Source organism: Paraburkholderia hiiakae, from assembly GCF_904848665.1.
Taxonomy (GTDB): domain Bacteria; phylum Pseudomonadota; class Gammaproteobacteria; order Burkholderiales; family Burkholderiaceae; genus Paraburkholderia; species Paraburkholderia hiiakae.
Genome location: NZ_CAJHCQ010000006.1, coordinates 19,278 through 35,655, shown reverse-complemented (window position 1 = coordinate 35,655; position 16,378 = coordinate 19,278). Strand labels below are relative to the sequence as shown.

Genomic DNA, 16,378 nt, shown 5'->3' with positions numbered 1-16,378 from the left:
ATGAACGTATCCTGATTGTGGCCCACAGTCACGGCGGGAACATCGCGATGAGCGCAGTCGACGGTGTTCCGGAGCATCAGCGAGCTGGCATCGTTTGCCTTGGAACGCCCTTTTGTCACGTTCGTTGTCGATCGATCAAAATGCTGATGTGGCTTAGGGCTGGACTATCTGCCCTGCCGATAATGGGTGTGCTTTGTGGGATGGGTTTTTTGGGAAGTCGAGTTATTGGATACGTCGAATCTGGATGGTACGGCCGGGTCGAGCGATGGTTTACCTCTCTGTTGCCTGGGCTCGATACGATAGGGCGAATTCTCGAGTCCTTAGGCGGTGCGTTACAGGTAATTTTGGCATTATGTTTTTGTGGAATAGCCTGGGTTCTTCAAGAGAATACTCGACCGGCTGGTCTTACCAAAGCCGAACTCAGGTGGAAAGCAGCTAGCCCACATTCAGTCCGGACTCTATGTATATGGTTCGCGCCCGACGAAGCGTATTGGTTCCTAAAAATTACGCGACTGTCTGGCGAGTGGGTGCATGCAGTTGTGTCTGCTTTGGCTACTTACGGAATGCCGGTAATTACCGGATTATCTATAGTCTCGGCCTTTTCGTTTGGGCTTTACAGAGGATTCCACAGACCGCCTGGCCTGAGTCAAGCTGATGCACTATATTACGCGGCGAGTACGATGGTGATCGTAATGGCCATTGCAGTCGCGACACCGATAATCCTGTGGGCGATCGGCATCGGAATCTCTTTCATCACGATGCTGAGCTTAGGGACGCGCAGTTTTTCGGATCACTTCTGGCTCGACATTCATACCGCGCGCATACCGCAAATTGACGCTTGCAACATCACAGTGTGCCGCTTATCTACTCACGAACCCGGAATTCTCCGCGCCCTGATCGCCGCTGTACCGATCATTTCGGGCCCCCTTGTTCACAGCCGCGCTTATCTCGACCTGCGAACTCCAAGAGAGATTGCCAAATGGTATCGGTCTGCGTCTGCCCCTGAGTCTAGGTCGGGGGTGCCGAATACGGAAGTTGATCCGTGAAAATAATAAACGGTAGAACAGTCGGGTGATCGAGCTGAATGACAGGCCTCCCTGCGGGTGTGATCTTGAAGGCGTATGCGTGATCGTTGCAAGCTCGACGGATCGTCTTAAGCGCTCTCGTAGACCGGCTATGGCGCTCACTTGAGGATCGATGCCCGTCGGCGATCAGTGCCGTTGGGCGGGTGGATGCCTCCGCTGAACCTGCACTAGACTAACCGGCTGCACGGGGTCGCAAGTTCGCATCCCTGGATATCGAAAGCAAACCCTCGCTGCGTCGAAACAGGCAATGACCGGTTCGTTCAGTCAAGCGGTCACGCAAGTGAGGTTCGGCGAGCGGCGGCTTCGGCCGAAATCTAGCTGCAGGTCGTTGGGCAGCATTCTGTTGCGGACCAGCCGCCCAGGTGAAGGCTCTCCTCGATCTCTGAAAGGCGGAACCTAGCCGGGCCCGGTGCGAACCTCGCTCAAGTCCCCCAAGCAGGCGTCCATGTCGGGTACCACAATCGAACTCCCATCATCCCTGTGGGAGACTGCGATGAAAGCCGAACAATCCCGTGAGGCATGGAACAAGGGCAAGCTGGTCGGCCAGAAGCCGCCGCTGAGGCTGAAAGACGTCTGGGCTATCCGGATCTACCTCCAGAACGCTCATGCTGTCCGCGATCTCGCCCTGTTCAACCTCGCAATCGATAGCAAACTACGTGGTTGTGATCTTGTCAGTCTGCGAGTCCGCGATGTCACGCACGGCAATCAGGTCTTGTCACGGACGCAAGTCATCCAGCGAAAGACCCAGCGTCCTGTCCAGTTTGAACTGACCGAGTCGACCCGGAAGGCGGTCGGCGCATGGCTAGAGAAGGCTGCCCTGAGGTCGGAGCAGTACCTCTTCCCAAGTCGGTTATTGGCGTCTCCGCATCTTTCAACCCGGCAATACGCACGGATGATACGTCGATGGGCGGATGCAGCGGGGCTTGATCCAACGGCGTACGGCACGCATTCGATGCGCCGCACGAAGGCAACCCTGATTTACAAACACGCGAAGAACCTCAGGGCAGTGCAGTTGCTGCTCGGCCATAGCAAGATTGAAAGCACAATCCGCTACCTTGGAATCGAGGTGGACGACGCACTCGAGATTTCGGAGCAGACCAAAATCTAGCGCAGCTGGTTCTGGCCGCGCGAAACGACGCTACATCGGAATTCGTGCGGCCGCTCTCCAGTGCGGTTCCTCTGGGCCAAAAACCGGCTGACTCGTGCCGCCGCCGCTGCTGCCGCGTCGGTTCGAAAAGCTGCCGGACAGCCCATGCGTTTCACTCGGCGATAGCCGACGATCAGTGATCGGAGCCGTGGGCGGCTGTGGATTCCCGAGACGACATTTGCCCCGCGTGCACCTTGCTGTGGTGACCACTTCGCCACGAGCACAGCACGCAAACAGCCCGAGGACGCCTATCTGGAATCGGACACGCGCATTGGCACTTCCCGGTGACGCACCATCGCGGCAACGCGCGCCACGCTCTTGCGAGTCCGGGAGGAACCCAAATGGGAAGATTACAAACCGAAAGCATAGGGCGCGCCCAATATTGGTGCAAATGCGCCAGCAATAGCAATTCCCTGCTAGTCCGCCGACGTAAATCATCGCCCTCGCGCGAGGCGAAGTAAGATGCTACAAATTGATCCCCACCGCCGTTTGACAGCTTCGCCCTTGTCCAAGGTGATTCATGCTGAAACGACATCTCTCGGCCGTCGAAAAATTTTGCTTTTCATCGAGCGACCTCGCTGGAGGATGCTCTGGAGGCAGTTTGGTCGACAACGAACTGCAGCCCCCTTCTCTCTTCTTCGAGGTATCAACGCGGAGAATCATCTCGTACGTTTTCGAAGCGCACCGCGACGCGAGCGTCGGACGGCGGAGACACAAAGGTGGCCTCTCTCCGCATCATCTAAAGCTCGCAAAAGCCATGCTCTCTGTGAGGGACCACGACAGCGTGACACTGCTGGCGCTTAGCGCAGCTTGCGGACTATCCACGGCACACTTCGCTCGGGAATTCAAGAAATCCACTAACTTTCCGCCGCACCAGTGGGCCCTGCTGAACAAGGTCGCTCGGGCGAAGGATATGCTTCTGCACACAACGCGTTCGATTCCCGAGATCGCTGAGGAGTGTGGATTCGTAGATCACTCGCACTTCGGACGTTGGTTCAAGCGCGCAACCGGATTAACACCCAAGGCGTGGCAACGGCTGCGTCGCAAAACGGATCCACGAGGCGTCGCGATTATTCGAAGCCAGATGCGAAAAAGCGCCGCCGGCCAGCATTGCCTCGATATACATTCCTCGAACGTCAGTGGCAACGTCGTGATCGTCTCTTTTTTTTTGGGTGAAGCGAGATGAAAACCGGATCCTATGCATTGGTGGACGTATGGCTGGACTTTATCTGCCCATTTTCCTATGTCCAGTTGCCCGTTTTTGACCAGTTGCAGGCGCAATATGGCGACGCGCTCAAGCTTCGCTGGCGTGCTTTCGAGATTTGCCCGGATCCGGCACCGCCGATCGACATGGACGACGAAACGCTGATCGCGTTATGCGTCGAGAAAGTCTTTCCTCTCGCCCGCGAGCGTCAGGTCGAGTTGAAACTCCCCAAACATAAAGTGCCGCGTACGCGAAAGGCGTTCATGACAGCATTCGCAGCCCGAGACGCGGGTAAGTTCGAAGAATTACAACGTGCGATCTTTCGCGCCTTCTTTGTCGCCGGTGTCGACATTGGCGACACCTCCGCGTTGCTCGACATCGCATATTCCTGCGGGCTCGATAAAGCTGATGTCGCGAATCTGCTGAGGAGTTCGGCGCTCGAGAACGATATCGTGGCCGATATCCGTCTGGCCGAATCGGTTGGCGTGACGGGCGTTCCATTCGCGCTCGTTTCGCGATCGGATGGCGATATCCAGAACTCGGCTTCGCAAACCGTCGGTATTCACGGAACGGCCCCCCTGGAAGATTTCAAGGACGCCATTTCCAGTCTGTTTCCGGAAGGCCTTCCGCGCGCATCGGCCGGATGAGCCAGAATCAAAGGATTGCGTCCTTGCCCCGGTTGGTCTGGAGAAGATCTAACGATATCGGCTGGCGGGTACGTTGTGCATCATGCCTTGAACCAGACGGATGCGCGTGGCCTCAAACTGCGTCCAGGTAACCGGATCGTCCAGCGATGGAAACACCCACTCTTCCTTTAAGTCGAGCGCACGCAATACCGCCGCAACAAAGTCGTCGCGATTCATCACGGCGTCTGGCGGCAAGTAATCAAACGGAAATCCGGCGTTTTCCCAAAACTGTCTGGCACAGGCGGTCGGCGTAACGACCTGGACGAGTATGCCCTTATGGCGAAGTTGCGCTTGCAGTGACTGCGAGAGCGCGACGGCGAATGCTTTGCTGGCGCTATGCACGTTGAATTCGGCCCACGGCCGGAAGGCAAGCATTGAAGCAAAGTTGACAATGGTTCCCCGGCCACGTGCGACAAAGCCCTCAACGACAGACCGGCAGAGATGCGTCATTGCCGAAACATTCACGGCAATCGTCGTGTCGATTTGCCCGGACGAGATTGTCGTGAATGGACAAAAAACGGCAGGCCCCGCTATGTTCGCCAGCAGTGAAATGTCACGGTCGGCGGCAAGTCGCGCACAGAAGTCGTGAAGGGCATTGTGGTCCGCAAGGTCGGCTGGTGATACCTCAACCTTTTGCCCGGTCTTCCGGGTTATCGATTCTGAGAGCTCTTCAAGGGGCTCCCGGCTTTTTGCCGACAGTAAGAGCGTATAACCTCGCTCAGCCAGCCCTTCTGCGTAAAGTTGACCAATGGCGCCCGTGGCACCCGTCACGACAGCAATGCCGCGCGTTTCCTTTTTAGCCATATCGTGCTCCCTGGGCGGGCATCCTCAAGCAGGATTCGCCGCTAGATCCTAATGACGCTTTCGGGAAGCAGCAATCTGTACAAAGGTATAGGCTCGACAAAGCAAACAGACGAAGCGTTCACGAGATTCGAACCATGCGTCGAACGCACGGCTCATTCACGGCCAGACACTCGAAGTGCGGATCCAATCAGCTCTTCGACCTTGTCGCGGTCAATGCTGAGCACATCGCCTCCCGACGCGCTGAAACGTCGCCAGCCTTGCTGCACGAGGTTTTGCCGATTGGTCACCAAAGGATGATGGCGTGGGTGGTAACTCTTCCTGAACGCTGGCAGAGCATTTCTTGCAAACCGCAGCAACATCCAGGCGCAGAAACGGGATCGCGCAAATGCGAGCCGCGGTTTCTTAACCCACCCTTCGGCCACCATCATCACGCGATATGCCGCAACCGTTTCGCGCGCCAGGTGGAACATCGCGACGACAATCATCCATTTTCGGTAGAGCTCGTCCTTACCGTAGAAGTACTTGTACGTGTCGAATGCCACCGAGCCATGTTCCACTTCTTCGACCTGATGCCAGATCCAGAATGCCGCGATCTCGGGATCCGAATCTCCGAACCAGTCATCGAATTCGTCGAGAAGCAGGAGCCCTGCGAGAAACGTGAAGGTCTCATAGCCAGCCGTAAATCCGATCAAACGCCGATCGGAATCGCGCAGTGCGCGCTTTTCGAAGTATTGCATCGCGCGCTGGTCGATTGGTCTTAGCGACGCATAACGTTCGAAGAGCACCTCCGAGAACTGGCGATAGTTGTGTGCATGGTGTGCCTCTTGACCGATGATTCCGCCCTGGTCGTTCTTGAGCCTCGCGTCGTGCGTTGCCGACCGAGCCTTCCGCAGCGCGAAGACCAGATAACGTTCGAAATACGGAACATGCACACCTAGCGCGTTCAGAAAGACCGCGTACTCCGGCCGGCGATGATTCCAGATGCAATCGTCGGATGTTTTGGATGACAAACGGAAATCCAATGGCCGGATCGTTATCCCGTCCATGGGATGGGCAGTTGGAAACTCAGAATGTGCGGCTTTGCTACGGCAGTTCATTCACCCCTCCGTAACTTCTATGTTGAATTTGTTTGCCACTCACCAAAGTCACACTGCAAACGAGCCGTCCGGCCGATTATCCGCAGCGCTACGCCGTTCACAGGCCGTTCTTGTAATCAATTAGAAAGCAGGAGACTTAACCAACAGTCGGCTACCCAAAACAATTTAGCATTCCCGTACCAAAACCGGCGCTGGAAGCCTTTCCATCACGTCATCCCGACGGCTACCATGCACACGCATAACCGGGCTGCCTGCGAAGTGGACACCGGAGGCAGGAGGGAGGCCAGATGGTACGCGAACGGCTTGCGCAGTGTTTTCTGTCTACCCCGCCGGTTGTCGGTACGGTCTGGATATGCGATGAAAACAGCGTCGCGCGCGATCAGGCATGTGTCGCCTTGGCGATGCCTTGCCGTACGATTCGCGGGTTCGCCTCAGCTGAACAACTCTTGCAGTGCCGTGTTCCCGACGGGCCGCTGTGCCTGATCCTTGAGATGTTTTTCAACGTTGGTAATGGACTTCAGCTTCAGGAGCGGCTCGCAAGCAAACATTCTCGCCCAGAAATCGTCTTCCTGACAACCTGCCGGGATGTACAGGCAGTCGTGCGTGCGATGCAGGCGGGAGCCGTCGACTACCTGGTCAAACCGGCTTCGATGGATACCTTGACGCACGTCGTGCAACGCGCACTAGATCGAAGTGCCAAGCGTCAATCCGTTACCCACGCCAGAGAGCGCGTGCAGCGTCTCGTCGATACGCTGACGCGACGTGAATACCAGGTGATGGAGGCGGTCGTGGCTGGAAGGTTGAACAAGCAGATCGCGCAGGCATTAATGATCAGCGACGTTACGGTAAAAATGCACCGCGGAAATCTGATGAGAAAGATGGGAGTGAAAAGCGTAGCGCAACTGGTAACAATGATCGACCTCGTGCCGGACCTTAAACCGGCAACGACTTCTCCAATACCAGATACACGGACACACCACGCCCGAAATAACAGGAAAAACCCGGTTTTCAACGAATCGTGATGGAGTGACGAGATGCGGATTGACCGGCTTCACGCCATGACTGTGTTTGTACGCGTTGTCGAAAGCGGCAGTTTCACGCGCGCATCGGAGCTGCTGGGGCTGTCGCGCGCGTCCGTAACCATCGCCGTGCAACAACTCGAATCGTATCTGAAAGTTCGCCTCCTGCAGCGCACCACCCGCCAGTTCAAACTCACCCCGGATGGCGCCGCCTACTTCGAGCGCTGCGTTCGAATCCTCACGGATGTAGACGAAGCAGAAGGTGGATTCGAGACCAAGGCGCCCGTTCCGCGGGGACGCCTGCGTGTGGACATGCCGCCGGCTCTTGGCCGCGTGGTGGTCATGCCTCGCATACACGAGTTTTGTGCACAGTACCCCGATATCGACCTGGTTCTCGGGTTTGGAGACCGGCGAGTCGATCTGATTCAGGAAGGTATCGACTGCGTTATCCGCGTCGGCGAACTCGAGGATTCAACCCTCGTCGCGAGGAAGTTGGGCGTATACCAACAGATCACCGTCGCGAGTCCCTTGTATCTCCGGCGTAACGGCACGCCTGAAACGATCGGTGAGCTCGAACGGCATTACGCCGCGAACTACTTCTCCAATTGCACGGGACGCATCGCCGGTCTGAAGTTCATTGTCGATGGGCGGCTCGAAGAGGTCTATATGAAGGGCGATGTCGCCGTCAACGATGTCGAGGCGCACGTTCAAAGTGGGCTCGACGGGATGGGCATCATCCAGGCAGCGCGCTTTCTCACGATGCCGTATCTGGATAGCGGGCGGTTGAGGGAAATACTCCCGGATTTTCCCGCTCCCGCAATGCCGATATCAATGATTTATCCAACGAGCCGGCACTTGTCGCTAACCGTTCGTGTCTTCGTCGATTGGACCACAGAACTGTTCCGCAATAGCGCGCTGGTTGCTCCGCGGTTGCCCGCGCGACCAAAGCACAACGCTAGTGTGTACGCAGCCGAGTGCGATGAGTCGTCGGGGCGAGACATATTGAGCGTGCAGGAAGAGACGAGTTTGGCTACCTGACTCAACGGCATTCCAACGCAGTGAGCATGCAATGCCGTGTAAACACTTCGATTTCCGCTGAAGTTGTCTCGACTGTTTGGCTTTGACAAAAGCATATTTTGTTCATTCCGAATTTATCGCCGACTGTCTGGCTCATACACTGAATTGCACCGAGTCGACCAGATTGACCACGCAGGCGCGCCCCGCACGTCAAGCGGCCTACTATCGAATCGTGAGGTAAAGCATGGGCGACATCGCGTCTGCCGAGGCTGAGGCTCTGGCCATTGTGAAGTCCTTCTATCGATACGGAGCCGAAGGGAGGATAACGGACTTCGCTTCCTCCCTCGCGGAAGACTTCGAACTCTTCGTTCCCGACTATCTGCCCTGGGGCGGCCGTTATGACAAGGCTGGCTACGTTTCTATCCTCCCGCAAGTCGCCACCACGCTCGACTTCTCCAGGTGCACGTATGAAAGCCTCACGGTTCAGGCTGGGCATGTCGTCGCCTTGATCAGGATCGGTATAAGCGGCACCGCCGAATCGATCCTTATATCTGAACACTGGGACGTTGCAAACGGAAAAGCCACACGGCTGCTGGTCGCCTACTTCGACCCGAAGGTTCTACTCGACCAGGCTGCTTCCAAGGCGGCCTGAGCCGCCATCTCAAGGAGCGTCAAATGAAAAAAGAGGACTTCTCAGAGCGCGACAAGGTCGTCAAACACAACATCTACGCCTCCGTGCGACGACGCGATGGGCTTCCGCACAACCTGTTCGCTCACTATTGGCGGGACGTGCATTCCACGCTTTGCTCCCGTCTCCCCGGTCTTAATTTTTACGTCCAACAGCATTTCGACCGCGACCACTATGCGAACTTCTGGCCAGTCGCCGATGGCGTGGGTCGTATCGATGCCGCCCTCGACGGTTCTGCCGAGTTGGGGTTTGCCAATCTCGAAGATCAAGCGGTTTTTGCCGAAGCAGGAAAAATCCTCTATGGCGATGAGTCGAATTTCATTGGTGAAGCCGTTGCCTACAATCTGCCGAATGGATCGACAACGTTTATTGACCGGGACGCCGACGCGCATCGCAACGGCCCTGACCCGTTCCACCGGATTCACTTATACATGAGCAGGAAGCCCGGCGACGAATCGGCGTCGTGGCTGAAAGAAGTGGCCACAGTGCTGGCTGGGCATGATGCCGTTGTAAAGTTGAAACTTCATCTGCCCGAGCCGTATGACAACGAGCATCCCGCACCGCCGTCGCCGAACGTCGATCACATCGTTGGGCCTGACCGGGTGAACCTGGCTGTTGCCGAAATCGCATTCGCCAGTGCGCTCGCTGCGCGGTCGCTGTTTGCGTCGACGGAATTCAAAAGCGTACAGAAGGATCAAGCCCGATACATCGACGCCGTCGGCGTGTATCTTGTCACAGGCTTCTACACATTCGTTCGCGACGGGCAACCCACTCTCGCCGGAGTGAGGGGAAGCCGGTCAGCAGCGCTGATTCAGCAGCTTGGCGCCGCCAATCAACTGGATGACAAGGTCGCTTCCATGTTTGGCATTCGATAGAGGGGCACTGCGACCACCGGCACTATCGTTGCAGGAGCTCTTTCAAGGTGGCACCATTCAATTGAAAAGTTAGCATCACTACGAGACCTGGCAGCGCGAGGTAGGCGCCGGTTCGCATCGTCGCAGCAATTCCAATGTGATCGACAATCACCCCGCCGCCCAGCGAACCCAATGCAATCGCTACCTGAACCGTGCTGACGAAAAGCGAGGAGCCTGCCTCGGGATGATCCGGCGACGTCATTTGCATCCAGACACTCAGACACAGCGGGATGGCGCCGTAGGCAACACCCCATACCATTACCGCGGCGATTACGCCTATCCGCGACGCTTGCAGCAAGGGCAAGGTGAACATCGCGAGCATGATGAGCACGCCCAGGCCGAACAACGATTCCTTGAGATGACGGATGACCATTGCCGAAAAGCCGAAGTTCGCGACAAATCCGACAACGCCAAAGCCGAACAGAATCGGCGTAATCGAAGCGGTGGGTAGCGACGTGTCTCGTTCGAGGAACGGCGCGATGTACGTATACGCCGCGAAATGCGCTCCGAACAGAAACAGCACGAGCAACAAGCTTCGCCGGACAGAAGAGCGCGACAGCATCGCGCGGAAGTCGCTCAGCTTCATCGCCGCCCTTGGGGGAATTGCGGGAAGCAATAGCGCCTGTGCGCCAAGGGCCACAGCCGCGAGTCCCGCCGTCGCGAAAAAGGACATGCGCCATGACGTCAGCTCCGCGATGAGCGTGCCCAGCGGCACGCCAATCACTGTCGCCAGCGTAATGCCCATGAAGATGATCGCGCTAGCGCGAGCGGCGTGTCGTTCTCGAACGAGTTGCCCGGAAGCGCCAAGCGCTACCGTCCAAAATCCGCCCAGTCCCACGCCGAGGAATGCGCGGCCTGCCAGCATCACCGCAAAGTTTGGCGCTGTCGCGGCGACGACATTGGATGCGAGCAGCAGCAACGCGAGGAGCAGAAGAATTGCCCGCCGGTTGATGCGTCCCGCAGCCAGCAAGATTGCCGGCGCCGCAATCGCGGCAATGACGCCGGGCGTAGTGACCATCAGACCTGCCGTGCCCGAGGTAACGTGCAGGTCTGCCGCAATTTGCGGCAGCAGACCCACCGGCATATATTCGGTAGCAACGAATGCGAACGAGCCGACCGCCACAGAAGATACTGCGAACCACGACGACCGGTTGCCGCCTGGGGAATGCAGTTGACTGACGGACGCGTCGCCCAACTCTTGCGCAGACGACGAAGTGACTTGAGGGGTATCCATGGGAACCTTGATTTGCTGCTCAGCGTGTCGACGGCCTCGCGCTGTCGCACGTCGGTATGAGGCGTGGGCAGCCATGCATCGCTGCCCCTCCCCTGTTGCACACTAGCCCTTCAGGCTACGGCTTCGACCGCTGATCGATAGAACGGGTAATCCGTATAGCCGATATGCGTGCCGCCAAAGAACGTCGGGCGGTCGTACCGGTTGAGCGAGAGATTGCGACGCAGCCGCTCCGGAAGGTCGGGATTCGCAATGAAGTGACGGCCGAATGCAACCAGATTGGCATCGCCGGCCTGCAGGATCGCTTCGGCCGTTTCACCGTCGAAGCCGCCGGCCGCAATGATGGTGCCCGCATAGTGCTTGCGAATCATCTGGGCAGCGACCGGATCCGGGTTGGCGCTCTCGTTTTCGACATTGCCGAGAATGCGGGGCTCGATGAGGTGCAGGTACGCGAGATTCAGTTTCGCGAGTTCTTCCGCAACGTATGTGAAGAGACCAACCGGATCGCTATCCGACATGTCGCCCCACGACCCACTGGGCCCAAGGCGCACTGCAACCTTGTCGCTTCCCCACACTGAAATAACAGCACGGGTGGCTTCCAATAACAGGCGGGCGCGGTTTTCGAACGAACCGCCATAGATGTCCGTCCGCTTGTTACTACCGTCCTGAAGGAACTGGTCGAACAGATAGCCGTTTGCGCCATGCAGTTCCACGCCGTCGAAACCTGCCTCGACGCCGCGTGCTGCCGCAGCGCGGAAACTTTCGACGATACCCGCAATTTCATGAGTCTCGAGTGCGCGATTCGGCGTATTCGGGACCCAGCCGGCGTCCGTGTAAGCGAGGCCGCCGTGAGGCACTTCCGAGGGACCAACAGGCCGCCCGCCGTCCGGTTGCAACTCCGAGTTCGACTGACGCCCAGCGTGGTACAGCTGAAGGAAAATCTTCGCGCCTTTCGCATGGACTGCATCGGTCACGAGTTTCCAGCCAGCAATCTGGCTATCGTCGTACAGGCCAGGCGCACCAAGATACCCATTGCCGTCCGGTGCGGCGATCGTGGCCTCCCCGATCAGGAACCCGCCGGCCGATGCGCGCTGCGCGTAATACTCCGCCATGAGCGGGCCGGGAATCGCACCGCTTTCGGCACGCATACGCGTTAGCGGCGCAAGAACGACTCGATGCGAGAACGTGTAAGGGCCAACTTTCACTTCAGAAAAGAGCTTGGACATGATCTACCCCAAAAGAGATTGAAAAGCGCGTCGATTACTGGTCGTCCGACGTGACAGGGAAGAAGCGGGAAAGCTGGATTGCTTCACCGTGACATCGATGGGTTGTAGTGTATATGCACACATCAAAAGATTTGTCTCGATTCATTCCAATACTGTTCTTGTGTTTCACAAACAATCTTTGTGCGCGGCACCGTCCCAACGAGTACTATCGAGCGCTTTGGAGTCGCAATAGGTGACCCCGCCGCCTCTTCGCAACGCGTAACGCCGCCATTAGACGGTCACGACGATGCGCCCGAAGTGCTGGTTCTTTTCCAGTTCCCTGTGAGCTTCCCGGATTTCATCGAACATGAAGCGTCTGGCTACGACAGGTTTGAGTGCGCCCTTCCTGATGCCGTCGAAGATGAACTCGGTCGCTGCCTTTTGTCTCACTGGATCAGTGGTCGTTGCAAACAGGTTGTAGCCGCGGATAACAATGCGCTTTGCGAGCACTTCGAGCATCGGCAGGGGCGTCACTTCGTCGGAAAGCGCACCGTAGACCAAAATGGTTCCGCCCTCTGCCATCGCCGCCACAAGCTTCGGAAAGGTCGACCCACCAACAGGATCAAACGCAATCTGCGCCCCTTTGCCGCCAGTGATATGCAGGACTTCCTCTACGAGGTCCTGCTCGTCCGTTACGACGACATGTGCAGCCCCCTCCTCCAGTAGCCGCTCGCGTTTGGCGCTCGTTCTCGTTAGCGCAATTGGTACCGCGCCGACCATCTTTGCAACCTGGATTGCACCGATGCCAACCGAACTGGACCCGGCCGGAATCAGAACGGCATCGCCAGGCCGTAGCGCACCCGACTCGACGAACGCGCCATACGGCGTAATGAGTGGATTCCAGATCGCAGTCGCATCTTCGAACGACATGAACGACTCATGCTTGACGACGGCATGCGCCGGCGCCAGCACGAGTTCGCCGTACATACCGTAGTCGTTCAGCGAAAACGACGGAATCGTACTCACGGCGTCCCCGACCCTCACGTGCCGCACCTCTGAACCCACTGCATCGACTTCCCCGGCCGATTCATAGCCAAGTCGGGCCGGCAGCTTGACCGGCTCGACGTATTTGCCCGATCGCCACATCGACTCCGCGCGGTTGAGGCCAATTGCTTTCACGCGGATTCTTACCTCAGACGGCCCCGGCGCAGCGATATCGACATCTTTGATGTCCAGCACCTCTGGACCACCGTATTCACTAAACGTTACTACGCGTGCCATGTCTAGCACCTCCTGCACACATGACTGTAGCGGTCTAGAGTTCACCGGTCAGGAACTGAGCACGTCCTTCCCCGAAACTCCAGTCGGCGTCGCTATTGATGATGAACGACACCACGACGTCGTCCGGGCTAATCTGGCACGCCTCCATGAGTTCGCTGCACACGGCTTCATAGAACAATCGTTTGGCGTCTTCGGACCGAGGACGGCTGACGACCGTGATCACAACCACGTTCGAAGAGCGCACGATGCCAAGCCCAGTGTCCTGGACAACCATCCGGCCGTTCTCGTGCTCGTGGACTATCTGATACCTGTCTCTTTCGGGAACGGAAAAGGCGCGCAGCACAGCGCGATGAGCACCGTCGAGCATGTTCTGGATATACGAATCAGCGTGCCCTTTGGATATATCGAAACGAAGCAGCGGCATAAGGCTCTCCCGGTTGACGGCGCACTCGCGCCCTCGCCAAAAAAAAGCCAGCGCGCGGCCTCACTCTACAGCCCACAGGAAGAGCGCGGCATGTGCCTCTGATAAACAGAGATTTCAAGGACGTTGAACAATGCACTCACTGCTAGCCTCTACCCTCGTCCCATGCGGTTCAGCCACTCCTGCCCTATTGAATTCGTCCAGTTCGCACCCAGTTTCACCGGCAGAAGAACATACCCGGTAGTATGTTTGTTGAGATAGAATCTATTGCACGCCGGGATGCGACGGCACCATGCCGACGTCATTTCGCTGTAGCGACCGCTTTTGGAGTTTCAACATGAGCAACGCCGAATCGAGGATTCTGGTCACGGGAGCAACGGGAAAAGTGGGTTCCGCGCTCGTTTCTCTTCTTCGCGACAACCCCTCTATCGATGTCGTCGCAGGCGCGCGTTCGCCCGAAAAGGCCGCCGCGCTGGGTGTATCGACTGTAAATCTCGACTTCGACAACGTTGAGACCCTGCTGCCGGCGATGCGTGACATCGACACCGTCTTCATGATGACGGGCTACACCGTCGATATGTTTCGTCAGAGCAAAGCGTTCCTGAACGCAGCAAAAAGCGCAGGCGTCAGGCATATCGTGCATCTCGGCGCTTGCGGAACGGACGACACGCAGGTTGCGCACTGGGGCTGGCAGCAGTTCGTCGAGCGCTACATTGAATGGGCAGGCTTTTCGTTCACCCACCTCCGCCCGGACATCTATATGCAGAACCTCCTGGGCTACGGCGGCTCGCGTGCAGTCGACAATGGTGTCGTTCGACACTACGTTGGCGGCGCACGCATTAGTTGGGTCGACACGGACGACGTGGCGGCCGTAGCCGCTGCCTGCGTGCTCGACACCGAAAAGCATACTGGCAATGTGTACCGGCTCGCTTCAGACGTGAAGACCTATTACGAGGTTGCGCATGAGATCTCTTGCGCGATAGGAAAGCCATTCATCTACGAACCGCGTCCGGCCCGGGAATTCCTCGACAAAGCATTGGCTGCCGGCGCGGACAGCGCCTACATGTACTCCGCCTACGAGAACTATGCCCGCTATTCGGAAGGCAAGGAACCGGAGGAAGGCGCGCCGTTCTCCGTCATGGAAACCATTCTTGGCCGTCGTGGCGCGACGTGGTCTACGTTTGCTGACAAGCACCGGGCCGAGTTCGTCTACTGAAACCAGCCGTGCTTCTCCGCACAGTGAGCGTCTTCACCGCGCGGCGGTCGCAGCGAATTGATGGGCTCTCCCAATACTTTTCAATGAGGTAAAAGATGGAATTTGATTTTGATAAACTCGACGCCAAACAGCGCTATAAGCTGCTGGGATCGACCGTGACTCCACGTCCCATAGCCTGGGTTTCGACAGTCGGCGCGAACGGTAAGCTGAATGCCGCACCTTTTTCGTTCTTCAATGTGTTCGGCGAAGACCCTCCTGTTGTCGGCTTTTCGATTCAGCACCGGTCGGAAATCGACATGAAAGACACGGGAACGAACATCCGGCTGCACAATGAATTCGTGGTCAATCTTGTCAGCGAAGATAACCTCGACAAGATGAATATTTCGGCAATCGAGTTTCCGCCACACTTCAGCGAGTTTTCTGAAGCGGGACTTACGCCTGCCGGGTCCGTCAAGATCTCCACGCCGCGAATCGCCGAGAGCCACGTCGCTTTCGAGTGCCGTCTGACGCAGATTGTTCCTCTCGGACCGCTGCGGTCTCTCGTGCTAGGCCGCGTTGTCCATATGCACATCAACGATGACGCTGTCATCGACGCCGAAAAGTGCTACATCGACACCCGCAAACTTCAGCTCGTCGGCCGTATGGAGGCGAACTCATATGTGCGCACTTCCGACATTCTGCAGCTGCCGCGGATCTCTTTTGATGCGTGGACTCCCGTTGAGCCTTGAACACAGTGTATTTCCAGCGCATGCAACGGGTGGCCGTCCCCTCTGTTTTCTTATTGTTAGCCAAACCTGATATGAGTTTTTAAAGGTGCGGGCTATGTCGGTCACATCTGCATTCTTAAACTACCGGCGTAGAGCAGTCCTTTCCGCCCATTGGATAGCACGGAGGCCGACGCGGCATGCAAACGCTGAAAATCAACGGAGTATCGAAGTCAGTTGATGTTCCCCCTGAGATGCCCCTTCTCTGGGTGCTCCGAGATGTGCTCTCGATGACGGGAACGAAGTTTGGTTGTGGGATCGCGCAATGCGGCGCCTGCACGGTACATGTCGACGGAACGCCAATACGTTCATGCCAGCTGCCGGTCGGTTCCGCGATCGGCCATGCCATTACTACGATTGAAGGCATTGGCGATACGCCGTCGGGGAAAAAAGTCCAGGAGGCGTGGCTCGAGAAGGAAGTAGTGCAATGCGGCTACTGCCAGTCGGGACAAATCATGTCGGCGAGCGCACTGCTTGCAGGCAATCCCTCGCCTACCGATGATGACATTCGCGCTGCAATGTCGGGGAATATCTGCCGCTGCGGAACCTACGTTCGCATCGAAGCTGCGATCAAGCACGCGGCAACCAAGGCATAAGGG

17 protein-coding genes are annotated in these 16,378 nt (G+C 57.3%); 11 read left to right on the top strand and 6 right to left on the bottom strand.

The features are described 5' to 3' along the window. Positions 1-692 precede the first annotated feature (692 nt). The 4 genes from JMY28_RS13290 to JMY28_RS13275 all read left to right on the top strand — a co-directional run bounded on the left by JMY28_RS13290 (position 693) and on the right by JMY28_RS13275 (position 4,083). Positions 693-1,046, top strand: coding sequence for a hypothetical protein (locus tag JMY28_RS13290; protein ID WP_201696405.1), 354 nt, complete (start codon positions 693-695; stop codon positions 1,044-1,046). A gap of 532 nt (positions 1,047-1,578) precedes the next feature. Then, positions 1,579-2,193 (top strand): tyrosine-type recombinase/integrase, encoded by a 615-nt coding sequence (locus tag JMY28_RS13285; protein ID WP_201696404.1) that lies wholly within the window; start codon positions 1,579-1,581, stop codon positions 2,191-2,193. 559 nt (positions 2,194-2,752) lie between these two features. After that, positions 2,753-3,418: a helix-turn-helix domain-containing protein gene (locus tag JMY28_RS13280; RefSeq protein ID WP_201696403.1), complete on the top strand. Its 666-nt coding sequence runs from the start codon at positions 2,753-2,755 to the stop codon at positions 3,416-3,418. Beyond that, positions 3,415-4,083 (top strand): DsbA family oxidoreductase, encoded by a 669-nt coding sequence (locus JMY28_RS13275; RefSeq protein ID WP_201696402.1) that lies wholly within the window; start codon positions 3,415-3,417, stop codon positions 4,081-4,083. Before JMY28_RS13280 ends, JMY28_RS13275 begins: the two co-directional genes overlap by 4 nt. A gap of 48 nt (positions 4,084-4,131) precedes the next feature. Here JMY28_RS13275 and JMY28_RS13270 read toward each other — a convergent pair whose 3' ends face one another. Then, entirely contained in the window at positions 4,132-4,926 is a 795-nt protein-coding gene (locus JMY28_RS13270) for an SDR family NAD(P)-dependent oxidoreductase (RefSeq protein ID WP_201696401.1), read from the bottom strand. 152 nt (positions 4,927-5,078) lie between these two features. After that, positions 5,079-6,023: a metal-dependent hydrolase gene (locus tag JMY28_RS13265; RefSeq protein WP_201696400.1), complete on the bottom strand. Its 945-nt coding sequence runs from the start codon at positions 6,021-6,023 to the stop codon at positions 5,079-5,081. A gap of 287 nt (positions 6,024-6,310) precedes the next feature. Between JMY28_RS13265 and JMY28_RS13260 the strand changes: the two genes are divergently transcribed. The 4 genes from JMY28_RS13260 to JMY28_RS13245 all read left to right on the top strand — a co-directional run bounded on the left by JMY28_RS13260 (position 6,311) and on the right by JMY28_RS13245 (position 9,622). Then, entirely contained in the window at positions 6,311-7,045 is a 735-nt protein-coding gene (locus JMY28_RS13260; RefSeq protein ID WP_201696399.1) for a response regulator transcription factor, read from the top strand. A gap of 12 nt (positions 7,046-7,057) precedes the next feature. Next, on the top strand, positions 7,058-8,080 hold the full coding sequence (locus tag JMY28_RS13255) for a LysR family transcriptional regulator (RefSeq protein WP_201696398.1): 1,023 nt from the start codon (positions 7,058-7,060) through the stop codon (positions 8,078-8,080). A 223-nt stretch (positions 8,081-8,303) separates the two neighbouring features. Then, complete coding sequence (locus JMY28_RS13250; protein ID WP_201696397.1) at positions 8,304-8,711, top strand: nuclear transport factor 2 family protein; 408 nt, start codon at positions 8,304-8,306, stop codon at positions 8,709-8,711. Positions 8,712-8,734: 23 nt separating this feature from the next. Further along, positions 8,735-9,622 (top strand): EthD domain-containing protein, encoded by an 888-nt coding sequence (locus JMY28_RS13245; RefSeq protein ID WP_201696396.1) that lies wholly within the window; start codon positions 8,735-8,737, stop codon positions 9,620-9,622. A 22-nt stretch (positions 9,623-9,644) separates the two neighbouring features. Here the strand turns inward: JMY28_RS13245 and JMY28_RS13240 are convergent, their stop codons facing one another. The 4 genes from JMY28_RS13240 to JMY28_RS13225 all read right to left on the bottom strand — a co-directional run bounded on the left by JMY28_RS13240 (position 9,645) and on the right by JMY28_RS13225 (position 13,802). Next, on the bottom strand, positions 9,645-10,895 hold the full coding sequence (locus JMY28_RS13240) for an MFS transporter (protein WP_201696395.1): 1,251 nt from the start codon (positions 10,893-10,895) through the stop codon (positions 9,645-9,647). Positions 10,896-11,005: 110 nt separating this feature from the next. Continuing rightward, positions 11,006-12,118, bottom strand: coding sequence for an alkene reductase (locus tag JMY28_RS13235; protein WP_201696394.1), 1,113 nt, complete (start codon positions 12,116-12,118; stop codon positions 11,006-11,008). Positions 12,119-12,388: 270 nt separating this feature from the next. Beyond that, on the bottom strand, positions 12,389-13,378 hold the full coding sequence (locus JMY28_RS13230; protein ID WP_201696393.1) for a zinc-dependent alcohol dehydrogenase family protein: 990 nt from the start codon (positions 13,376-13,378) through the stop codon (positions 12,389-12,391). Positions 13,379-13,412: 34 nt separating this feature from the next. Further along, positions 13,413-13,802 (bottom strand): tautomerase family protein, encoded by a 390-nt coding sequence (locus JMY28_RS13225; RefSeq protein WP_201696392.1) that lies wholly within the window; start codon positions 13,800-13,802, stop codon positions 13,413-13,415. A 334-nt stretch (positions 13,803-14,136) separates the two neighbouring features. Between JMY28_RS13225 and JMY28_RS13220 the strand changes: the two genes are divergently transcribed. From JMY28_RS13220 to JMY28_RS13210, 3 genes are all read left to right on the top strand, one after another. Further along, positions 14,137-15,015, top strand: a complete 879-nt coding sequence (locus tag JMY28_RS13220) for an NmrA family NAD(P)-binding protein (RefSeq protein WP_201696391.1) — start codon at positions 14,137-14,139, stop codon at positions 15,013-15,015. A 95-nt stretch (positions 15,016-15,110) separates the two neighbouring features. Beyond that, on the top strand, positions 15,111-15,743 hold the full coding sequence (locus tag JMY28_RS13215) for a flavin reductase family protein (protein ID WP_201696390.1): 633 nt from the start codon (positions 15,111-15,113) through the stop codon (positions 15,741-15,743). Between the two features lie 176 nt (positions 15,744-15,919). Next, positions 15,920-16,375, top strand: coding sequence for a (2Fe-2S)-binding protein (locus tag JMY28_RS13210; RefSeq protein ID WP_201696389.1), 456 nt, complete (start codon positions 15,920-15,922; stop codon positions 16,373-16,375). Positions 16,376-16,378 lie beyond the last annotated feature (3 nt).